We start from the raw sequence: 19,793 nt of genomic DNA, 5'->3' as shown, positions 1-19,793 counted from the left end.
CCGGGCGCCGGCGGGCCGGCGAGCACGGTGGCGCCCGCCCGCTTTGCCTGCAATCACTTCCCAAGCCCAAGCCCAAGCCCAAGCCCAAGCCTAGGCCCAGGCCAAAGCCCGATCCTACCGGCCAGCGACGACGACGCCGGGGCCGCAGCCGAGCGGGCCGGGGTCCTTGCCGCCATGGATGTTGGCGTTGACGTTGCGCACCATCTCGACCAGCACGTGGGACGACAGGTGCCGCTTCAGCCGGCCCGGATCGCTCGCCGCGGCCGACACCAGCACGGTATGGGCGCGGGTGAAGGTGATCAGGGTGATCTGGCGGTTCTCGTCCGAGGTGCCGGTCTTGGCCGCGACGTCATTGACGAAGCGGCTGCCATTGGCGGTTCCCGTCGGCCCGGTGGTCGCCCGCAGCATCTCGTGCAGGGCGTCGAACCCGGCCATCAGCCGGTCGTCCTTTGCAAGGCTCTTCGCCTTTTCCTCCAGCACCACGCTCTGGCTGCCGCGTTCGCGGGCCTGTTTCAGGATCAGCGGCCCGTTCGACACCCGCCCGCAGGTGGCGATCGTCACATAGGCGTCGAGGAGGTCCATCAGCGCCACCGGCTCGGCCCCGAGGGCCAGCGAGCGGTCGCGGCCGCCCTGGAACCGGAAGCCCGTGTCGATGCGCTTCATCAGGTCGTTGGCGCAGGGCCGCCCGAAGCGCCGCATCATCTCGACGAAGGGCGGGTTGCGGCTGGCCGCCATCGCCTGCTCGAAGCTGATCCGGCCGAGATAGCGCCGGTCGCCGTTGCGCACCGGCGGAACGCCGAGCGCCACGTCATCGACCCGGCTCTGGGCGGTGAAGCCCTTCTCGACCAGGGCGCAGAGGGCGAGCAGCGGCTTCACCGTCGAGCCGGGATAGAGCATCGCGTCCGGCGGGGCTACGATCGCCTGGATGCCGCCGGTCGCATTGTCGACGACCACCGCCGTCAGTCGGTCGTAGCCGGCGCGGCGGATCGGCGGGTAGTACTTCTCGATCGCCGTCTCCAGATAGAGCTGCGTCTCCGAGGCGTAGAAGGTGACGACGTCGAGGCTGCCCTCATGACCGTGGAGCTTGCGCTCCAGCCTGGCGACCGCGAGATCCCTTGCCGAGCCGAACTGGTCGGAAAGCCGCCGGTCCCTGGCGAAGGCATGGGCGGCGAAGCGGCGCGGCAGCGTCTCGTCGGCGACGGCTTTGGCCGTCAGCGCGGTCGGTTCGATCCCCATGGCGAGAAGCAGGCGGCGGGCCTCGCGCAGATTGCGCGGCTTGGCCGGATTGCCGGCGGTCGGGTTCTTGATGGTGACGGCAAGGCTGGCCGCCATGTCCGGCGTGAAGGCGACGGTCTGGGCGCGCTCCCGCTTGAAGGAATAGCCGAAATAGTAGCGCGCGGCCGCCTCGATGCCCTTGGTGTTGTGGCCCATGAAGGGCGTGTTGAAATAGAACTCGAGGAGTTCCCGCTTGGAAAAGTGCCACTCCAGCCAAAGGGCGATGGCGAGCTCGTCGAACTTGCGCTTGAAGTCGCGCCGGCTGCCCACATAGACCTGCTTGGCGATCTGCTGGGTGATGGTCGAGCCGCCGCGCGGGTCGTCGCCGAACTGGCTGACGAGCGCCTTGCCGATGGCCACGGGATTGAAGCCCATGTGGTAGAAGAACCAGCTGTCCTCGCTGGTCAGGATCGCCTCGCGCATCACCTCCGGCACGTCGTCGTAGTCGACATACATCGCCTCCTCGATGGGGGCGTTCCACGGCTTCTGCCCGTGGCGGGAGAGATCGACGATGAGGCGGTTCGACTGCACTCGCTCGCGGGTGGTCGCGACGCTGGCGCCGTAGCGCGCGGCCACCGCATCCACCCAGCCATGGACCCCGACGAGGCCGCAGCCGAAGATCATGACGAGGAAGGCGAGGACGAGCCAGATCGTCCTGTAGCGCGGAGCCTCAGCCACCTCTTCCATGCCTCGCCCCGCTGTTTACCGCTCGTTAACCATGGCGATATGGGTGCGCCGAACGGTGCCCGCAACGCAAGTGGCGCTGCCGGCAGTCCGTCCCTCCCATGGCCCGACGCTCCAGTCTCCGTTGGTCCGGTCTTCGCCGGTGGAGAGGCAGTGGAAGGGCCAGAGGGGCGAGAGGTGGGCGGGGTGGAGTTGCCGTCTCTCGCCTCGGATCGCGTCAGGGTCGGCCGAGGCCGAAGCAGGGCAGCATCCAGCCATGGGGCACCAGGACGGACACCAGCGTCAGGAGGAGCGCGGTGGCGCCGATGGCCCAGATCGCCGCCTCCTGCCAGGCCTGCAGCAGGAAGACGCCGGTGACGGCGCCGGTCAGCATGCCGATCCAGGGCAGCATCTGCACCAGGAAACCGCCCCGTCGCTCGCCGCAGAGAAAGCGCCCGAGGCCCTTGCCGAAGCGCGACAGTGCGCCGGTCACATAAGTGAGACCCACAGGGTTGCCGGCGACGGTGTCGACCGCGGCATTCAGCATTCCCATGGCGAAGACCAGCGGCAGAAAGCTCCAGGGCGAGGGAGCGGCGCCGGCAAGGCCGGCGACGAGGCTCGTCACGGTGGTCACGGCCATCAGCAGCGGCCACTGCCGCTCCCCGGTCGCCCGCACGAGGACGACGCCAGTCGCGTTGCCGGCGACGAAGACCAGGAGGATCGCCGCGAGGCGGGCGACGTCGCCGCCGTGGCCTTCGCCGATGGCGATGGCGAGCCGCGTCGTGTTGCCGCTCATGAAGGACAGGAAGTCGCCGGCCCGCAGGAAGCCGATCGCGTCGGTCATCCCCGCCAGGAAGGAGAGCAGCACGACGAAGCCGAAGCCGACGGCTTTTTGCCGGCCGGCCGGAGCGGGCCGGTCGACGCCCGGCTTGCGGCCCTGCGACGTCCCGGGTCTGCGGCTCCGCGACGTCATTGGGCGGAGGTTTTCAGCCGGGTCGGTTCGCCGGGCGCCGCCGCCTCGATGGCGAGCGCATGGACGCCGCCGGACAGCTCCTCCGAAAGCAGCCCGTTGATGGCCCTGTGCCGGGCGATCCGGCTCATGCCGGCAAAGCCCTCTGCGACGATGCGGACACGAAAATGCGTCTCGCCGGAGCCGTCGAAACCCGCATGGTGGTCGCTCCCGCCATGGTGATGGCCGGCATGGAGGTGGCTCTCGTCCAGGATCTCCAGGCCGCTCGGCCGGAAGGCCTCGACGAGTTTGGACTCGATCCTCGCCTTGGTGCTCATCTCGTTCCTTTCAGGGGTCTCGTGCGACCCGCGCTGGCGCAACGTTGCGTGTGGCTTGCCGGCTCGCGGAAAAGTCCAGGAATTTCCGGCTTTTTCCGGTCTGTCAATTCTTGTTCGCAACCGTGTCGGGCCCCATAATCGCCGACGATGAAGCTCGACTCCAAATATTTCGACGCGATCCGCGTCAAGGGTAAGACCTCGGCGAAAGCCAAGCCGAGGGCGCCCGCTTGCGCCTGGGAAGGCTGCAAGGAAGATGGGATCTACAAGGCTCCCCTCGGCCGGGATTTCGAGGGGCAGTATCTCAACTTCTGCGTCGATCACGTTCGCCAGTACAACAAGTCCTACAACTATTTTTCGGGACTGAACGACGACGCGATCCAGAAATACCTGAAGGACGCCATGACCGGCCATCGCCCCACCTGGGCGATGGGCCGCAACGGCTCCTCGCAGAGCACGGCCCGCAGCGGCCGGGCCGGCGCCGGGCGGCCGAAGGATCCCTTCGGGCTGTTCGGCGAGGACGGCGCCCCGCGGCCGGAAAGCCGGCGTCCGAAGGTGCGGCCGCTGGAGAAGAAGGCCTTCGAAAATCTCGACCTCGAAGCCGGCTCCTCTGGCGAAACGATCCGTCGCCGCTATAAGGATCTGGTGAAGCAGCTCCACCCCGACGCCAATGGCGGCGACCGCAGCCAGGAAGATCGGCTGCGGGAGGTCATTCAGGCCTACAAGCTCCTCAAGCAGGCAGGCCTTTGCTGATCCTGTCGCGGCGCACCATCTGCGTTGCGTTCCCGCGCGCTTTCCGCCATCGTCGGGTGAGACGTCCGATCCGGTGACGTGCTGATGAATTCGCCCGTGTGAGGCGGAGCAGGCATGGCCGTGTCGCAGTGTGGTTTGGTCGCCCGCCGCCTTCCCGAGCGTTTCGAGGTGCGGGCGACGAAGATGAAGCATGAAGGCGCATGGCGGCACCCGCCAGAACGAGCGCCCTTGGAGGTATGATGAGTGCAGCGGAACAGGAAGTGGCAGCCCTTCCGGATGCCACGGTCTCCGTCCGTGAAACCTTCGGTTTCGAGAGCGACCTGAAAGTCCCCGCCTTCTCCGAGCGCGACCAGCACGTGCCGGAAGTCGACCCGGACTACATCTTCGACAAGCCGACGACCCTGGCGATCCTCGCGGGCTTTGCGAGAAACCGCCGGGTCATGGTCTCGGGCTATCACGGCACCGGCAAGTCGACCCATATCGAGCAGGTGGCCGCAAGGCTCAACTGGCCCTGCGTGCGCGTCAATCTCGACAGCCACGTCTCCCGCATCGATCTCGTCGGCAAGGACGCGATCACCGTGCGCGAGGGGATGCAGGTCACCGAATTTCGCGACGGCATCCTGCCCTGGGCCTATCAGCACAACGTCGCTCTGGTCTTCGACGAATACGATGCCGGGCGCCCGGACGTGATGTTCGTCATCCAGCGGGTGCTGGAATCCTCCGGCCGCCTGACCCTGCTCGACCAGAGCCGGGTGATCCGCCCGCATCCGGCCTTCCGCCTGTTCGCCACCGCCAACACGGTCGGCCTCGGCGATACGACCGGCCTCTATCACGGCACCCAGCAGATCAACCAGGCGCAGATGGACCGCTGGTCGATCGTCACCACGCTGAACTACCTGCCCCACGACACAGAGGTCGGCATCGTTCTCGCCAAGGCGAAGAGCTTCAGGACCGACGACGGGCGCAAGACCGTCTCGAAGATGGTCCGCGTCGCCGACCTGACGCGCTCGGCCTTCGTCAATGGCGACCTGTCGACGGTGATGAGTCCGCGCACGGTGATCACCTGGGCCGAGAATGCCGAGATCTTCGGCGACATCGGCTTCGCGTTTCGGCTGACCTTCCTCAACAAATGCGACGATCTGGAGCGGCCGCTGGTGGCGGAGTTCTACCAGCGGGCGTTCGGCGAGGAACTGCCGGAGAGTGCGGCAAATCTGGTGCTGGATTGATTGACAAGCGACAGATGATAAGGCGTTAGTTCTTATTGTGTTTCCTTGCAGCGCAGAGGTGACCGGACCCGATCCTATTCCGTTTTAGCTGGAAGCCTTTTGGATTTTGCACGAGCGTACGAATTCGCACGAGCGTATATGTGAGGGGTTGATGGTTATCAGTGCTAGAATCCATGATGCCGACCGAACGCTTCGGGTGTCTGGCGAAGCTGCCCGCTCCGGAAGCTCCCATATGGTCCAGGTCGCTTCCTCGTTTTCAGACCTTCTGGTCGAGGATAACGGCGCGGTCTCGGTGTCCGTCGCGATTGAAGGTGATCCGCTGCTGGCGCAGCATCTGAGTCTGGCGGGGCTGACGGGCGCCGGTGCCGCTGTCAGCTGGTTCGACACACGCAACAGTTGGATGATTGGCAGCGATCAAGACGACGTGATCACCAATGCCGGCGGTGGCTCGAATGTCGTTCGCAGCGCGGCGGGCGACGATACCGTTACCACGGGAGACGGCAACGACCGTGTCTATGGCGGCTGGGGCGACGACAGTCTGAGCACCGGCGCTGGCGACGACGTGATCGCCGGCGAACGCGGCAATGACGAGATCGATGGCGGTGCCGGCTATGACAAGCTTCTGCTGGCTGGGAACCGGGCCGACTACGTGCTCAGCATCGTCGGCGGTGTTTATCGGCTTTCCCATCTCGGCGGTGCCGGTTCTGACGGAATTGACACTTTCACCAATATCGAAAACCTCCAGTTCGCTGACGAAGATGTCCTGCTGGTTCCCGAAACCACGCTCCTCGCTGCAAGCGTGGATGACATGAGCCGAACCCTGACTGTATCCGGTTATGTGGCGTGGGCGTCAGCGGGAAGGACGTTTATCAATGTCAGTGGCAACTCATTGCGTGTGGAGGTTACTTATCCTGACGGCCAGAAGCAGGTGTATAGTGCGATCTATAATGACCAGGCTCTCCCACAGCATCTGAACTTAGCGGATCTGACGGGCGTCGGTGGCTATGTCAGCTGGTTTGACACCCGCGACAAGTGGATCATTGGCAGCAATCAGGAAGACATCATCGGCATCGCAGGGGGGGGGTCGAATGTTGTTCGCAGCGCGGCAGGCAACGATATAGTTACCACCGGAGACGGTAACGATCGTGTCTACGGTGGCTGGGGCGACGACAATCTGAGTACCGGTGCTGGCGACGATTTGATCACCGGTGAACGTGGCAATGACGAGATCGATGGCGGCGCAGGTTTCGACACGCTTCTGCTGGTTGGCAACCAGGACGACTACGATCTGAGCGTCGTCGACGGGGCCTACCAGCTGTCTCATCTCGGCGGTGCCGGTTCGGACGGTGTCGATACCTTCGCCAATATCGAGCGTCTTGAATTTGCCGATGGGAGTTTCTTGGTTGATTTAGGGACGCAGCTCACAGCTGTTCTCGACGAGCCGACGCGAACCCTGTTCGTGTCCGGCGATGCAGCCCGAGACGGCGATGTGGCAAGAATCCAGATCAGCTACTCGATCACCGTACTCTCGATCGAGGACAACGGGGAGGTTGCAATCTCCGTTCCGGTTGAAGGCTATGAGTCCCTCCCAAACAGATTCAATCTGTCAGGTTTGAATCTGTCAGGACTGACGGGCGCTGGTGCCTCGGTCAGCTGGTATTCCGCCAATAAAGGTTGGCTGTTCGGCAGCAACCAGAGCGATTATCTTAGGGTGGTCGGCAGGGCTGTTGTCCACAGCGCGGCAGGCGATGACTACGTTGTGACTGGTGACGGTAACGACCGGGTCTATGGCGGCTGGGGCGACGACAATCTCCGCACGGGAGCTGGCGACGACCTGATCGCTGGCGAACGCGGAAATGACGAGATCACTGGCGGTTCGGGCTTCGACACGCTTCTGCTGGTTGGAAACCGGGCCGACTACGATCTGAGCATCGTTGACGGAGCCTACCAGCTTTCCCATCTCGGCGGTGCCGGCGCGGACGGTGTCGACACATTCCGCAGTGTCGAAGCTCTTCAGTTCGCGGACGTGCTCGTCGCTCTGAATTCCGATAAGACGCAACTCTCCGCCAGCGTGGATAGCGCCAGCCGGTTCTTGACTATCTCCGGCGATGCGGCCCTCTCGGAAAACGCCCCGCAGGTTGATGTTTATAAAAGTGGTAGTGGATATGTGAGCATCCAGGACAACGGCGTCGACAAAATCAGCGTTCCGGTCGAAGGTGACCGGCAATTCGCACAGCATCTAAATCTTTCGGGGATGACGGGCTCCGGCGCAAGAATCACTTTTCACGACACCCGCGACAATTGGGTGATTGGCAGCAATCAGGACGACGATATCAGCGTCTATGGGGGTGACTTGGTTGTCGTACGCAGTGCGGCAGGCGACGACATCGTCTCCACAGGCAATAACAGCGACGACCGCGTCTATGGCGGCTGGGGTGACGACATCCTGAACACGGGGGGCGGCACCGATCTGATAGCTGGCGAACGGGGCAATGACAGCATCAATGGTGGCGCAGGGTTCGACACGCTTCTGCTGATGGGAAACCGGGCCGACTACGATTTGAGCAACGCCGGCGGAGTCTACCAGCTTTCCCACCATGGCGGCGCCGGCGCAGACGGCATCGACACCTTCATCAATATCGAGGCGCTGCAGTTCGCCGATCAGATGGTCGCGCTGGGCGATTGGATCGTCTAAGCTGGCATCTCCGCCAAAGCGGATTACGTTCATCGGACCGCGCAGATCCGCGGTCCGATTCATGACAGGCTTGGCATCGACATGGCTTCCGCTTCCCCGCCGCGACCCGGCGACAACAAGCGTCCTCCCCAGGGCAAATCCCAGGATCGCGAACCCTTCCGGCGCGCGGTGGCGGGCGCCCTTCGGGCGATCTCCGGCGATGCGGAGATGGAAGTCACCTACGCGACCGACCGGCCGGGGCTGGCCGGCAACCGGGCGCGGCTGCCGGAGCTGCCGAAGCGCGCGACGCAGAACGACGTTGCCGTCACACGCGGCCTCGCCGATGCCATGGCGCTCAGGAAGGCGCGGCACGACAGCCGCCTCCATGCCAGCCTCTCGCCGGAGGGCAAGAGCGCGCGCGCCGTCTACGACGCGGTCGAGCAGGCGCGCTGCGAGGCGATCGGCGCCAATGCCATGGCGGGCGTCGGCGACAATCTCGCCTCGATGCTGGAAGACAAGTATTTCCGCTCCAATCTTTCCGACGTCACCGACCGGGCCGAGGCGCCGATCGAGGATGCCGTGGCGCTGATGGTGCGCGAGCGGCTGACCGGCCGCCCGGTGCCGGAGAGCGCCCGGGCGCTGGTCGACGTCTGGCGCGACTTCGTCGAGGACAAGGCCGGCCGCAACTTCGAGAAGCTGCCGAGTGTCCTCGAGGACCAGGACGCCTTCGCCCGCGCCATGCGCGACATGCTGGTGTCCCTCGAAATGGCCGAGCAGCTGGCCGACGAGAGCAGTTCCGAGGAGGATGAGGACCAGGAGGACGAGCAGGGCGACAACCAGAGCCGCGACAACGAGGAGAGCGGCTCGGAGAAGGACGCCGGCAGCGACGAGGCGGAGGCCGAGGAGTCCGAAACCGAGGGCGAGAACGAGGAGACGGCCGAGGCCGAATCCTCCGAGGTCACCGCCGAGGATCCGGTCGACGACGACAGCCAGGACACCGAGACGCCGGGCGAATCGCGCCGGCCGAACCAGCCCCTCGACCGGGATTCGCCGCAGTTCGACTACAAGGTCTTCACCCCGCAGTTCGACGAGATCGTCGGCGCCGAGGAGCTCTGCGACGAGGCCGAGCTCGACCGGCTGCGGGCCTTCCTCGACAAGCAGTTGTCGACGCTCCAGGGCGTCGTCGGACGTCTCGCCAACCGGCTGCAGCGGCGCCTGATGGCGCAGCAGAACCGCTCCTGGGATTTCGATCTCGAAGAGGGCTATCTGGACCCCGCCCGGCTCTCCCGCCTGGTCATCGATCCGATGCAGCCCCTGTCCTACAAGATGGAGCGCGACACCGACTTCCGCGACACGATCGTTACGCTGCTGATCGACAATTCCGGCTCGATGCGCGGACGGCCGATCACCGTCGCGGCGACCTGCGCCGACATCCTGGCGCGCACGCTGGAGCGCTGCGGCGTCAAGGTCGAGGTGCTGGGCTTCACCACGCGGGCCTGGAAGGGCGGACAGTCGCGGGAAGCCTGGCTGAAGGCCGGCAAGCCGACCAAGCCCGGCCGGCTGAACGATCTGCGCCACATCGTATACAAGTCGGCGGACGCACCCTGGCGGCGGGCGAGGCGCAATCTCGGCCTGATGATGCGCGAGGGGCTGCTGAAGGAAAACATCGACGGGGAGGCGCTGATCTGGGCGCATAATCGTCTTCTGGCCCGTTCCGAGCAGCGGCGCATCCTGATGATGATATCCGATGGCGCGCCGGTCGACGATTCGACGCTGTCGGTCAATCCCGGCAACTATCTCGAGCGGCATCTCAGGGCGATCATCGAGGAGATCGAGACCCGCTCGCCGGTCGAGCTTCTCGCCATCGGCATCGGCCACGACGTGACGCGCTACTATCGCAGGGCCGTCACCATCGTCGATGCCGAGGAACTCGCCGGCGCGATGACGGAACAGCTCGCCGACCTCTTCGAGGACCAGGGAACCGGTCGCCGGGCGGCTGGCAGCACCTATCGCCGGGCCGGCGCCCGAAGGTGAGGTTTCCGCAGAATCGGCAGGCCGCGGCACGCGTCCCGGCCAGTCGCGGCAGGGCGTCGCGCGCCGCATCGCTGGGGCTGGGCTTGGCCCTGGTGCTGGCGCCTTGGCTCTCAGGTGCGGCCTTCGCCTGGCCACTCGCGGACGGCGCCAGCGATCCCGTCACAATTCGCTCCGAGCCGATCACCCGGTTCGAAAAGAACGGCGAGGCCAGCCGCTTCGGCGCATTGACCTTTCTCGGCGGGCTGCAGTTCACCGGCTCCGACAGCCGGCTGCATGGCATTTCGGCGATCCGCATCCTCGATGCGGACGGCGGATTTCTGGCGGTCACCGACAACGGCAGTTGGGTCGCGGGGCGGATCGGGCGCGATGCGAACGGGCGGCCGACAGGGTTTTCGGATGTGCGCATCGCCCCGCTGCGCGATCTCCTGGGCCGGCCGATCCGCGGCAAGGCCCTCGGCGACGCGGAATCCCTCGCGATCGCACCCGACGGCCGGACGGTCCATGTGGGCTTCGAGCAGCGCCACCGGATCTGGGCCTATGACCTCGACGATCTGGGGGAGGGGCGGGCGCGCGATGTGCCGCTGCCGATCCCGGCGCGGGAACTGCGCGCCAACAAGGGGCTGGAGATGCTGGCGATCGCCCCGGAAGGCTCGCCGCTCCAGGGCGTCATGGTGACGGTCGCCGAGCGCTCGATCGACCGGGCCGGCAATCTCTTCGCCGGGCTCGTCGGTGCGGGCGGCGGTGTCTTCAAGGTCAAGCGCTACGAGAAATGGGAGGTCTCCGACGGCGACTTCCTGCCCGGCGGCGATCTCCTGCTGCTCGAACGGCGCTTCGAGGGCCTGTTCGGCGGGCTCGGCATCCGCATCCGCCGCATCCCCGGCGATGCGATGCGAGCGGGCGCGCTGGTCGATGGGCCGGTGGTGTTCGAGGCCGACCTGGCGGACGAGAGCGACAACATGGAGGGGCTGGACGTCTGGCAGGACGAAGCCGGACGCACGCGGCTGACGCTGGTCTCCGACGACAACGGCTCGTTCTTCCAGCGCAACCTGCTGCTGGAATTCGTCTGGAGCGGCGAAGACCGTCCCGAGGGAGCGGCCGTCGGGCAATAGGGTCCGGGCAATAGCGTCCGGAGGTTTCGGACGGACGGCGCGGCTCCGGTTCGGAACCGCGCCGCCGTTTTCATCATGCGGGGATCGCGGAGGCCACCTCAGCGGCCTCGCGACGATCGGTCAGGCGGCCGCCTGAGCCTCCTGGCCGGTCGGCACTTCCGCGATGGTCTTCAGGACCTGCGAGGCGATGGCGTAGGGGTCGCCCTGGGAGTTCGGGCGGCGATCCTCGAGATAGCCCTTGTAGCCGTTGTTGACGAAGGAATGCGGCACGCGGACCGAGGCGCCGCGGTCGGCGATGCCGTAGGAGAACTTGTTCCACGGCGCCGTCTCGTGCTTGCCGGTCAGGCGCAGGTGGTTGTCCGGGCCGTAGACGGCGATGTGCTCGTCGAGGTTCTTCTCGAACTGCGCCATCAGGGCCTCGAAATAGGCCTTCCCGCCGACTTCGCGCATGTGCTTGGTCGAGAAGTTGCAGTGCATGCCCGAGCCGTTCCAGTCGGTGTCGCCCAGCGGCTTGCAGTGATACTCGATGTCGATGCCGTAGCCCTCGGTGAGGCGCTGCAGCAGGTAGCGCGCGATCCACATCTGGTCGGCGGCCTTCTTGGAGCCCTTGCCGAAGATCTGGAACTCCCACTGGCCCTTGGCGACTTCCGCGTTGATGCCTTCGTGGTTGATGCCGGCGGCGAGGCACAGGTCGAGATGCTCCTCGACGATCTCGCGGGCGACGTCGCCGACGGCGCTGTAGCCGACGCCGGTGTAGTACTTGCCCTGCGGCTCCGGATAGCCCTGCGCCGGGAAGCCGAGCGGACGGCCGTCCTTGTAGAAGAAGTATTCCTGCTCGAAGCCGAACCAGGCGTCGTCGTCATCAAGGATCGTGGCGCGGCTGTTCGAGGCGTGCGGCGTGACGCCGTCCGGCATCATCACTTCGCACATGACGAGGGCGCCGTTGCTGCGCGCCGGGTCGGGGAAGACGGCGACCGGCTTCAGCACGCAGTCGGAGCTGTGCCCCTCGGCCTGCATGGTGGAGGAGCCGTCGAAACCCCAGAGCGGCAGCTGCTCGAGGGTCGGGAACTCGGCGAACTCCTTGATCTGGGTCTTGCCGCGCAGGTTCGGGACCGGCGTGTAGCCATCCAGCCAGATGTACTCGAGCTTATATTTCGTCATCATTCATCTTCCATGGTGGACGCGGCAGGCGCGTCGAAACACATCGATAGGTCCGGGGGCTCCACGGGAGCGCGCCGAGCGGAACCAACACCTGAGAAGCACGTTGCGTGCCAAGTGGGTTGCGCGGATCGGATCGGTCCGCCCGCCGCCTTGCTCCTGAACCATCTCGACACCGCCTCGGACCCCGCCAGGACGCTGCCGTGAGCGTTCAGCCTCCGGCTTCAGGCGGACCCCCGGTGGTTTTCTTGCCGACCGCCGTCCGTCCAGCCTGGCGCCGCCGAGCGATGGCACGATCGCAGCCGTGCCAATCATCGAAGGGATGATTGGGCATCGAGCAGCCCATCTCGATTGGGCGCTTGCGGGTGATCACGAAATCGGCAAGAATCAGCCCAAAAAAGTTGCATATTGCATAAGGGATATGCACACCTATTTACCGGAGGATCCTCCGGCACGGGGCAAGACAACGCAGAGGAAATGACCAATGACCGCAACGGAACATCATCAGGGCGCCGAGATTCTGCAGTTTCCGATCGAGGCTCGCCGCGCTGCCGTCGCAGCATCGCGGCGCTTTTCGAAGGATGCGCTGCCGGATCGTGTCGAATTCGCCATGGGCGGCGCGAGCTATCACGAAGACGCGATCCGCGAAGAGGCCGAACGCGCCAAGCAGGGCCATTGAGCGCCGGCGGTCTGTTCTGCCGAAACGGCGCCGCCTGTGCGGCGCCGGGCGTGAGCACGGTGGCAACGAAGACAGAAGCACCGACGTTTCTGATGGCCGCCACGCCTCCCGAATGATCGGCGGCTGCCGCCTTCGCCGATTTTCGGCTTGCCAAGGAAGCGACCGCGTCGCATCACCCGGGCATGGCCGAACATATTGAATCCCGCATCCGTCTCGATGCCTGCCTCGTCGAACGAGGTCTTTCGCCGACGCGCTCCCGCGCGCGGGACGCGATCCAGCGCGGCCATGTCCGCGTGGAGGGCCGGGTCGAGACGAAGGCCAGCCTCGCCGTCGATCCGGGTGCCGCCATCGCCATCGACGATCCGGCGCAGGCCTATGTCTCGCGCGCGGCGCTGAAGCTGAAGGCCGGGCTCGACGGGTTCGGCGCGAATCCGGCCGGTCGCAGCGCGCTGGACGTCGGGGCCTCGACCGGCGGCTTCACCCAGCTTCTGCTCGAACGGGGCGCGGCACACGTCCTTGCGATCGATGTCGGCCATGACCAGATGAACCCGGTGATCGCGGCCGATCCGCGCGTCAGCTGCATCGAGGGCTTGAACGCCCGGGAGATGACGCGGGAGGATCTCTTCGGGCGTTCGTTCGATTTCCTGGTCGCGGACGTCAGTTTCATCTCCCTGACCCTGGCCTTGCCTCCGGCGCTCGAACTGGCCGAGCCCGGAACCGAAGCCGTGTTGCTGGTCAAGCCGCAGTTCGAGGCGGGCCGGGAAGCGATCGGCAAGGGCGGCCTGCTGCGTGATCCCTCGCAGGCCGAGACGGTGGCTGCGCGCCTGCGGGACTGGCTGGATGCACAGCCGGGGTGGCAGGCGCTGGAACTCATCGATTCGCCGATCCTCGGCGGCGACGGCAACCGTGAATTTCTGCTGCACGGACGAAAGGCGAAATCTTGCACGTAACCATCGACAGCCTCGGGGCGAAGGGCGACGGCATCGCGCAAGGGGCGGACGGGCCGCTCTACCTGCCGTTCACCCTGCCGGGCGAGGTGGTCGAGATCGGATCGGACGCGCCGGGCGGGCGGCCGCAATTCACGCCCGTCGAACTGTCGCCGGAACGCCGGGAGCCGCCTTGTCCGCATTTCGGCGAGTGCGGCGGCTGCGATCTCCAGCATGCGAGCGAGGCGGTCTACCGGGAGTTCAAGCGCGACCTGATCGGTTCGACGCTGGCGCGGGAGGGGCTGGAAACACAGGTCGAACCTCTCGTCGGCTGCCTGCCCCGCTCGCGCCGCCGCGTGGCCCTGACGGCGACACGGCCCGGCAACCGCCTGCTTCTCGGCTACAACGCCGCGCGCAGCAACCGCGTCGTGGCGATCGAGACCTGTCCGATCGCACTGCCGGCAATCGAGGCGGCGCTGCCGTTCCTGCGCAGGCTCGCCTCGCTCCTTGCCGACCGCAAGCGGCCGCTGAAGCTGATGGTCACCGCGACGACGGCCGGCCTCGACGTCGCCGTGAGCGATGCCGCCAGGCTGTCCGAGAAGCTGCGGCAGCCGGCGGTGGCCATGGCGCTCGAGGCGGGCATCGCGCGCCTCAGCGTCGAGGGCGAGATCCTCGTCCAGATCCGGCCGCCGCTCGTCGACTTCTCCGGCGTCAGCGTCGAGCTTCCGCCGGGCGCCTTCCTGCAGGCGGTCGAGAGCGCCGAGGCCGTGATGGCGGAACTGGTGGTTGGACATCTGGCAGGCGCCAAACGCGTCGCGGACTTCTTCTCCGGCTGCGGTACCTTCTCGCTGCGGCTCGCGCGCCAGTCGGCGGTCCATGCGGTGGAGAGCGAGGCGGCGGCGCTGGCCGCGCAGGATCGGGCGCATCGCGGCGCCACGGGGCTGAAGCCGCTCTCGACCGAGCGGCGCGATCTGTTTCGCCGCCCGGTGCCGGCCAAGGAGCTCAATGCGTTCGACGGCGTCGTCTTCGATCCGCCGCGAGCCGGGGCGGAGGCGCTGGTGCGCGAACTGGCCGGATCGGGCGTCAAGCGCGTCGCAGCCGTGTCGTGCAACCCTGTCACGCTGGCGCGGGATCTGAAGATCCTCGTCGATGGCGGCTACCGGATCGTCTCGGTGACGCCGGTCGACCAGTTCCTGTGGTCCCATCACGTCGAGGCGGTGGCGCTGCTCGTGCGGGCATGACCGCGGGCCGCGGGGCCACGATCGCTTTGCCGTCTGCAGGGCTTCATGCAAGCCAGAGGCGGTATGACGGCCCTGCCTGACGCCGAGGAGAGACGCAGCCGGTGACGGAATATCTCGTACAATACGGCTGCGGCCTCCTGTTCATCGTCGTTCTTCTGGAATCGACGGGCCTGCCGCTGCCGGGCGAGAGCCTCGTCGTCGCCGGCGGGCTCTTGGCGGGCGAAGGCTCGCTGCACATCCTGCTCGTCCTCGGGGCGGCGTTCTTCGGCTCGATCATCGGCGACAACATCGGCTATCTGGTCGGGCGCCGGTACGGGCGGGCCATGGTGGTGCGGTGGGGCGAACGGTTCGGCCTCGGCGAGAAGCGCTTCAAGATGGTCGAGGAGCGGTTCCAGAACTACGGCATCGCCGTCGTCCTCGTCGCCCGCTTCATCATCATCCTGCGCCAGCTCAATGGCTTCGTCGCCGGCACCATGCACATGAACTGGCCGGTCTTCCTGCTCTACAACTCGATCAGCGCGGCGGCCTGGTCGCTTGCCTATGGCGGCCTCGCCTACCTGTTCGGCACGGCGTTCCAGACGTATTTCTCCGGCCATTCGACCTGGCCGCTCTATCTGGCCGCCATCGCCATCTGTCTCGTCGGCTGCGTCGGGACCTACAAGTTCCTGTTCAGCCGGGATGAGGCGGCTCCGCACGCAGAGGAAGGCGGCGACGTCGAGGCCGGGCAGAGGCGCTGAGCCTGGCGCGACTGCGCTTCCGCGCCGCTGGCCCGGCAGTCTTAGCGCCATTTTCCGATGCGACGGCCCATCGGAAGCGGTCGCCATCGCCGCTCGACTTCTGCCGGTAAGGAGAATCTGGCCGCCCGCGCCACGTTTTCGGATGACTTAACATTTCGTCAGATGAATCTTGGCAATGCTGCTGCAGCGCAAAACGGCCCTTGAGCCCCGGAGCCCTGCCATGCAGATGAAGTCGCTTGCCTCCAAACTTCTGGTCTTCGCCGGCGGAACCGTCGCCTCGATCCTGATCCTCGCCGTCGCCCTTTCGGCCTTCGAGACCAAGTCTCGCGTCGAGACCGACATCTACCGCTCCGCCAACACCGAGGCGCGCAATGTCGCCAGCGCCGTCGGCGCCGAGGTCGGGCTGGCGGTCGCGGCGGGCCGGAGCATGACCGGCATGATCGCCGCCGCCAATGCGGCGGGAAACCGTGATCGCGCGGCGGTGATCGAGATGCTGAAATCGGTGGCGATGCGCAACGAGAACCTCTTCGGCGCATGGATGGCCGAGGCGCCGAACGGCTTCGACGGCATCACCGAGAAGGGCGCCGTCGGCACCAATGCGGAAGGCATCTACACGCCCTACTGGACGAAGAATGCCTCCGGCGACGTCGTCTTCTCGACCTTCACGATGGATTACGCCGCCCCCTGGTACGATCTCGCCGCCAAGAGCGGCAAGCCGTCGATCACCGAACCCTACAAGGCCTCCGAGGTCGACGCCCTGATGTCGTCGATCGCCTTTCCGATGATGGCCGGCGACAAGCTCATCGGGGTCGGCGGCGTCGACTTCAGCCTCGACGGGCTGAGCCGCCTGGTGAGCACCATGGTGCCCTTCGAAGGCGGCCGGACCTACCTGCTTTCGGGCACCGGCAACTGGCTGGTGAGCGGTTCCGGCGACCAGTTGATGAAGCCCTATGACGAAGAGGGCAAGGATCTCGTCGACACGGCGCTGGCGAGCGGCGAGCCGCGGACCATCAACGGCATCGCCGACGGGGCGTTCGAACGGATCGTCTATCCCTTCGAGCTTCCCGGTCTCGGCAAGCGCTGGGCGCTGATCGTCGATGTTCCCGCGACGGTCTTCACGGCGCCCGTCTATGCCGAGGTCAGCAAGTTCCTGCTGATCGGCGGCGTCCTTTTGGCGGCGGTTCTGATCGCGATGGCGTTCGCTGCGCGCCAGGTCGTCACCCGCCCGCTGTCGCAGCTGCTTGCGGGCGTCGAAGGCCTTGCCAAGGGCAACTACGACGGCGCCGTCTCCGGCACGGACAAGCGGGACGAGCTCGGGACCTTTGCCAAAGCTCTCGAGGGCTTCCGTCACCAGCTGAAGAGCGGTGTCGCCGCCGAGGTCGCGGCCGAGAACGAGCGCGCGAACGCCGACCGCCTGCGCGACGAGAGCGAGAGCGAGCGTCGGCGGACCGCGGCGGAACAGGCGGCGGTCGTCGCCTCCCTCGGCTCGGGCCTCGCCCGGCTCGCCGCGGGCGACCTCGTCACGCCGCTGAAGGGCGAGTTCCCGAACCAATACCGACAGCTGAAGGACGACTACGAGGCCGCCCTCGACAAGCTGCGCCAGACGATGCAGTCCGTCAGCGCCTCCGTCGAGAGCATCGAGGCCGGGACCCAGGAGATCGGTTCGGCGACCGAGAACATGACCCACCGCATCGAGGGGCAGGCCGCCAGCATCGAGGAGAGCGTCGCGGCGCTGGGCGAGATCACCGGCCAGGTGGGCCAGAACGCCGATCTCGCCGGCGGAGCGGCGAAGTCGGTGCGCTCTGCCCGCGACGATGCCGAGCGCGCCGACCAGATCGTCCAGCAGGCGATCGACGCCATGCGCAAGATCGCCGAGTCCTCCCAGAAGATCGAGGCGATCATTTCGGTGATCAACGAGATCTCGTTCCAGACGAACCTCCTGGCGTTGAACGCCGGCGTCGAGGCGGCGCGGGCCGGCGAGGCAGGCAAGGGTTTCGCAGTCGTCGCCCAGGAAGTCCGCGAATTGTCCCAGCGGTCCTCCGCTGCGGCCGACGAGATCAAGGCGCTGATCAGCGCCGCCTCCGGCAATGTCGAAAAGGGTGTCGAATTCGTCGACAACGCCGCCGAGGCCCTGCGCCGGATCGTCGCCCAGGTCATGGAGATCGACGGCAAGGTCGAGCAGATCGCCAGGGGCTCGAAGTCCCAGGCGATCGGCCTGTCCGAGATCAACGGGGCGGTGGGGCAGATGGACCAGATGACCCAGCAGAACGCCGCGATGATCGAGGAGACCAATGCGGCGACCCAGGAACTGACCGCGCAGGCGGATGCGCTGAAGCGCCTGATCGCCTATTTCACGATCGCCGCCGTGGCCGCTCGTCCGGGCCACCAGCCGTTGCGCCGCGCGGCCTGATCCGAGGTTCGAGCGCCTTCCAGGATCAGGTGCTGAGCGCTGCGCGGGTGGCAGGAAGCCGATCGAGGGCGAGAGGCTATTCCCGCGCGAGCACGCCGCTCTCCCAGCCGAGCATCGCCCGCTTGCGGGTGATGCCCCAGTGATAGCCGGTGAGGGCGCCGCTCTTGCCGAGCACCCGGTGGCACGGCACGACGAAGGAAACCGGGTTTCGCCCGACCGCCGCCCCGACGGCGCGGGCGGCCTTCGGCGCCCCGATCCGCTCGGCGATGGTCGAATAGCTGGTGGCGGAGCCGAGCGGTATCTGCAGAAGGGTCTGCCAGACGCGGATCTCGAAGTCGGTCCCGATCAGGACGACCTTCAGCGGGCGATCCTCCTGCCAGCGCGAGGGCTCGAAGATCCGCCTGGCGAAGGGGGCGGTGCGCATGGCATCGGCGGTGAACCGCGCCTTCGGCCAGCGCCGGCGCATGTCTTCCAGCGCCTGTCCCTCGCCGCCGTCGGTCGGATCGGCAAAGCCGATGCCGGCGAGGCCCCGCTCGGTCGCCACCACGATGGCGAGCCCGAAGGGCGTCGGGTGGTAGCCGTAGAAGAGGTCGATCCCCTGCCCGCGGGCCTTGTAGTCGCCGGGCGAGACCGCCTCGTGCTTGACGAACAGGTCGTGCAGCCGCGACGGGCCGGAATAGCCCACCTCATAGGCGGCATCGAGCAGGGACGCGCCGTCGTCGAGCAGCCGTCGGGCATTGTCCAGCGTCACCGCCTGCAGGAACGCCTTCGGCGTCAGCCCGGCCCAGCGCTTGAGCAGCGAGGTCAGCGTCTCTTCCGAGCGGCCGACCGTCTCGGCGATCTCGGCGAGGCTCGGCTGGCTGCGATATTCGGTCGAGATGAACTCGATCATCCGGCGGACGGTCTCGTAGTCGGTCAAGGCGGCGCGTCCGGTCGGCATGATGTCGGGCAGGGGAACCGTTTCGCATGGGGCAGTGGCAAATGACAGCATGGCGATGTCTCCTTCGCCGTCATCTGTGCATGGGATCGGGCGTGTCGCCACCCGATTTCCGGTCGACCCGGAGGGCCGAGAAAGATTTTCAGCCGCGCCTGGCCGTGATCAGCGCCTTCTGGAACGCCGCGGCGAAACTGTCCTTGTCGTCGGGATTGAGGAAGCTGCCGATCTCCGTCGAGACGTTGCGCGAATCGACGCTCATCCGGGTGATGCCGATCTCCTCGTGCCGGTTGACGGAGAAGCGCGCGAAGAACGGATTGTGGTGGTCCTCGCGCACGATGCCCTTCGGCGAGATCTTGCGGATGGCGCAGTCGGTGCGCGTCACGAGAACCTCCTCGCGGGCCCTGGCCGACCGATAGCTCGCCGAGAAGGCCCACCACAGGACGAGCACGTCGAGGCCGAGGAAGCCGAAGACGGGCCAGGCGCCCTTCACCCAGAAGGCGAGGCCGGCGACGAGGCTGACGAGGCAGAAGAGGCTCATCGTCACGACGAAACCGCGCCGCCCGAGCGAGCGATAGGGCGTCAGCAGCGCCTGGAAGATCGGCCGGTCGGCGGCAGCACGCGGCGCATCGGGCGCGCGGCGTTCCGGCTCCGGGGCCAGCTGATCGCGATTGTCATCCAACGGCCAAG

The 19,793-nt window shown here is 66.5% G+C and carries 16 protein-coding genes; 10 read left to right on the top strand and 6 right to left on the bottom strand.

Features of this window, described 5'->3' with window-relative positions:
* Positions 1 to 114: 114 nt before the first annotated feature.
* The 3 genes from ATO4_RS19135 to ATO4_RS19125 form a co-directional block, all read right to left on the bottom strand.
* A complete protein-coding gene (locus ATO4_RS19135; RefSeq protein ID WP_083593141.1) occupies positions 115 to 1,962 on the bottom strand; it encodes a transglycosylase domain-containing protein in 1,848 nt (615 codons plus the stop codon).
* Between the two features lie 214 nt (positions 1,963 to 2,176).
* Positions 2,177 to 2,911 (bottom strand): YoaK family protein, encoded by a 735-nt coding sequence (locus ATO4_RS19130; protein ID WP_083593140.1) that lies wholly within the window; start codon positions 2,909 to 2,911, stop codon positions 2,177 to 2,179.
* On the bottom strand, positions 2,908 to 3,225 hold the full coding sequence (locus tag ATO4_RS19125) for a BolA family transcriptional regulator (RefSeq protein ID WP_083593139.1): 318 nt from the start codon (positions 3,223 to 3,225) through the stop codon (positions 2,908 to 2,910). The genes ATO4_RS19130 and ATO4_RS19125 overlap by 4 nt, the downstream gene beginning before the upstream one ends.
* Positions 3,226 to 3,372: 147 nt before the next feature.
* Between ATO4_RS19125 and ATO4_RS19120 the strand changes: the two genes are divergently transcribed.
* The 5 genes from ATO4_RS19120 to ATO4_RS19100 all read left to right on the top strand — a co-directional run bounded on the left by ATO4_RS19120 (position 3,373) and on the right by ATO4_RS19100 (position 11,018).
* Positions 3,373 to 3,975 carry a J domain-containing protein gene (locus ATO4_RS19120; RefSeq protein ID WP_083593138.1) on the top strand — a complete coding sequence of 201 codons (603 nt, stop codon included), beginning with the start codon at positions 3,373 to 3,375 and terminating at the stop codon, positions 3,973 to 3,975.
* 239 nt (positions 3,976 to 4,214) lie between these two features.
* Positions 4,215 to 5,201, top strand: a complete 987-nt coding sequence (gene cobS / locus ATO4_RS19115; RefSeq protein WP_083593161.1) for a cobaltochelatase subunit CobS — start codon at positions 4,215 to 4,217, stop codon at positions 5,199 to 5,201.
* Positions 5,202 to 5,433: 232 nt separating this feature from the next.
* Positions 5,434 to 7,896: a calcium-binding protein gene (locus tag ATO4_RS19110; RefSeq protein ID WP_083593137.1), complete on the top strand. Its 2,463-nt coding sequence runs from the start codon at positions 5,434 to 5,436 to the stop codon at positions 7,894 to 7,896.
* An 81-nt stretch (positions 7,897 to 7,977) separates the two neighbouring features.
* The gene (gene cobT, locus ATO4_RS19105; RefSeq protein WP_083593136.1) at positions 7,978 to 9,909 is read left to right on the top strand and encodes a cobaltochelatase subunit CobT; all 1,932 of its coding nucleotides are present in this window, start codon (positions 7,978 to 7,980) and stop codon (positions 9,907 to 9,909) included.
* Positions 9,910 to 10,001: 92 nt separating this feature from the next.
* Positions 10,002 to 11,018, top strand: coding sequence for an esterase-like activity of phytase family protein (locus ATO4_RS19100; RefSeq protein WP_176223059.1), 1,017 nt, complete (start codon positions 10,002 to 10,004; stop codon positions 11,016 to 11,018).
* Positions 11,019 to 11,138: 120 nt separating this feature from the next.
* Here ATO4_RS19100 and ATO4_RS19095 read toward each other — a convergent pair whose 3' ends face one another.
* A complete protein-coding gene (locus tag ATO4_RS19095) occupies positions 11,139 to 12,179 on the bottom strand; it encodes a glutamine synthetase beta-grasp domain-containing protein (protein WP_083593159.1) in 1,041 nt (346 codons plus the stop codon).
* Between the two features lie 481 nt (positions 12,180 to 12,660).
* On the opposite strand from ATO4_RS19095, the gene ATO4_RS19090 reads away from it, so the two are divergent.
* From ATO4_RS19090 to ATO4_RS19070, 5 genes are all read left to right on the top strand, one after another.
* Positions 12,661 to 12,855, top strand: coding sequence for a DUF2735 domain-containing protein (locus ATO4_RS19090; protein WP_083593135.1), 195 nt, complete (start codon positions 12,661 to 12,663; stop codon positions 12,853 to 12,855).
* A gap of 182 nt (positions 12,856 to 13,037) precedes the next feature.
* Entirely contained in the window at positions 13,038 to 13,805 is a 768-nt protein-coding gene (locus ATO4_RS19085) for a TlyA family RNA methyltransferase (protein ID WP_083593134.1), read from the top strand.
* Positions 13,796 to 15,022, top strand: a complete 1,227-nt coding sequence (locus ATO4_RS19080) for a class I SAM-dependent RNA methyltransferase (RefSeq protein ID WP_245308833.1) — start codon at positions 13,796 to 13,798, stop codon at positions 15,020 to 15,022. The genes ATO4_RS19085 and ATO4_RS19080 overlap by 10 nt, the downstream gene beginning before the upstream one ends.
* A gap of 101 nt (positions 15,023 to 15,123) precedes the next feature.
* On the top strand, positions 15,124 to 15,759 hold the full coding sequence (locus ATO4_RS19075; protein ID WP_083593132.1) for a DedA family protein: 636 nt from the start codon (positions 15,124 to 15,126) through the stop codon (positions 15,757 to 15,759).
* Positions 15,760 to 15,979: 220 nt separating this feature from the next.
* The gene (locus tag ATO4_RS19070) at positions 15,980 to 18,169 is read left to right on the top strand and encodes a methyl-accepting chemotaxis protein (protein WP_176223058.1); all 2,190 of its coding nucleotides are present in this window, start codon (positions 15,980 to 15,982) and stop codon (positions 18,167 to 18,169) included.
* Between the two features lie 76 nt (positions 18,170 to 18,245).
* Here ATO4_RS19070 and ATO4_RS19065 read toward each other — a convergent pair whose 3' ends face one another.
* The gene (locus ATO4_RS19065) at positions 18,246 to 19,109 is read right to left on the bottom strand and encodes a bifunctional helix-turn-helix domain-containing protein/methylated-DNA--[protein]-cysteine S-methyltransferase (RefSeq protein WP_245308836.1); all 864 of its coding nucleotides are present in this window, start codon (positions 19,107 to 19,109) and stop codon (positions 18,246 to 18,248) included.
* A 139-nt stretch (positions 19,110 to 19,248) separates the two neighbouring features.
* On the bottom strand, positions 19,249 to 19,764 hold the full coding sequence (locus tag ATO4_RS19060; RefSeq protein WP_245308835.1) for a DUF2244 domain-containing protein: 516 nt from the start codon (positions 19,762 to 19,764) through the stop codon (positions 19,249 to 19,251).
* Positions 19,765 to 19,793 lie beyond the last annotated feature (29 nt).

It is taken from the genome of Aurantimonas sp. 22II-16-19i (genome assembly GCF_002088275.1).
In the GTDB taxonomy this organism is placed as follows: domain Bacteria; phylum Pseudomonadota; class Alphaproteobacteria; order Rhizobiales; family Rhizobiaceae; genus Jiella.
Note: the sequence above shows the minus strand (reverse complement) of the source record. Positions and strands in the feature narration are given on the sequence as shown.

Bases quoted from the DNA above. Each gene is read 5' to 3' on its own strand.
- ATO4_RS19130 (WP_083593140.1), bottom strand. From the start codon at position 2,911: ATGACGTCGCGGAGCCGCAGACCCGGGACGTCGCAGGGCCGCAAGCCG.
- ATO4_RS19135 (WP_083593141.1), bottom strand. From the start codon at position 1,962: ATGGAAGAGGTGGCTGAGGCTCCGCGCTACAGGACGATCTGGCTCGTC.
- ATO4_RS19095 (WP_083593159.1), bottom strand. From the start codon at position 12,179: ATGACGAAATATAAGCTCGAGTACATCTGGCTGGATGGCTACACGCCG.
- cobS (WP_083593161.1), top strand. From the start codon at position 4,215: ATGAGTGCAGCGGAACAGGAAGTGGCAGCCCTTCCGGATGCCACGGTC.
- ATO4_RS19120 (WP_083593138.1), top strand. From the start codon at position 3,373: ATGAAGCTCGACTCCAAATATTTCGACGCGATCCGCGTCAAGGGTAAG.
- ATO4_RS19125 (WP_083593139.1), bottom strand. From the start codon at position 3,225: ATGAGCACCAAGGCGAGGATCGAGTCCAAACTCGTCGAGGCCTTCCGG.
- ATO4_RS19110 (WP_083593137.1), top strand. From the start codon at position 5,434: ATGGTCCAGGTCGCTTCCTCGTTTTCAGACCTTCTGGTCGAGGATAAC.
- ATO4_RS19090 (WP_083593135.1), top strand. From the start codon at position 12,661: ATGACCGCAACGGAACATCATCAGGGCGCCGAGATTCTGCAGTTTCCG.
- ATO4_RS19070 (WP_176223058.1), top strand. From the start codon at position 15,980: ATGCAGATGAAGTCGCTTGCCTCCAAACTTCTGGTCTTCGCCGGCGGA.
- cobT (WP_083593136.1), top strand. From the start codon at position 7,978: ATGGCTTCCGCTTCCCCGCCGCGACCCGGCGACAACAAGCGTCCTCCC.
- ATO4_RS19065 (WP_245308836.1), bottom strand. From the start codon at position 19,109: ATGCCGACCGGACGCGCCGCCTTGACCGACTACGAGACCGTCCGCCGG.
- ATO4_RS19085 (WP_083593134.1), top strand. From the start codon at position 13,038: ATGGCCGAACATATTGAATCCCGCATCCGTCTCGATGCCTGCCTCGTC.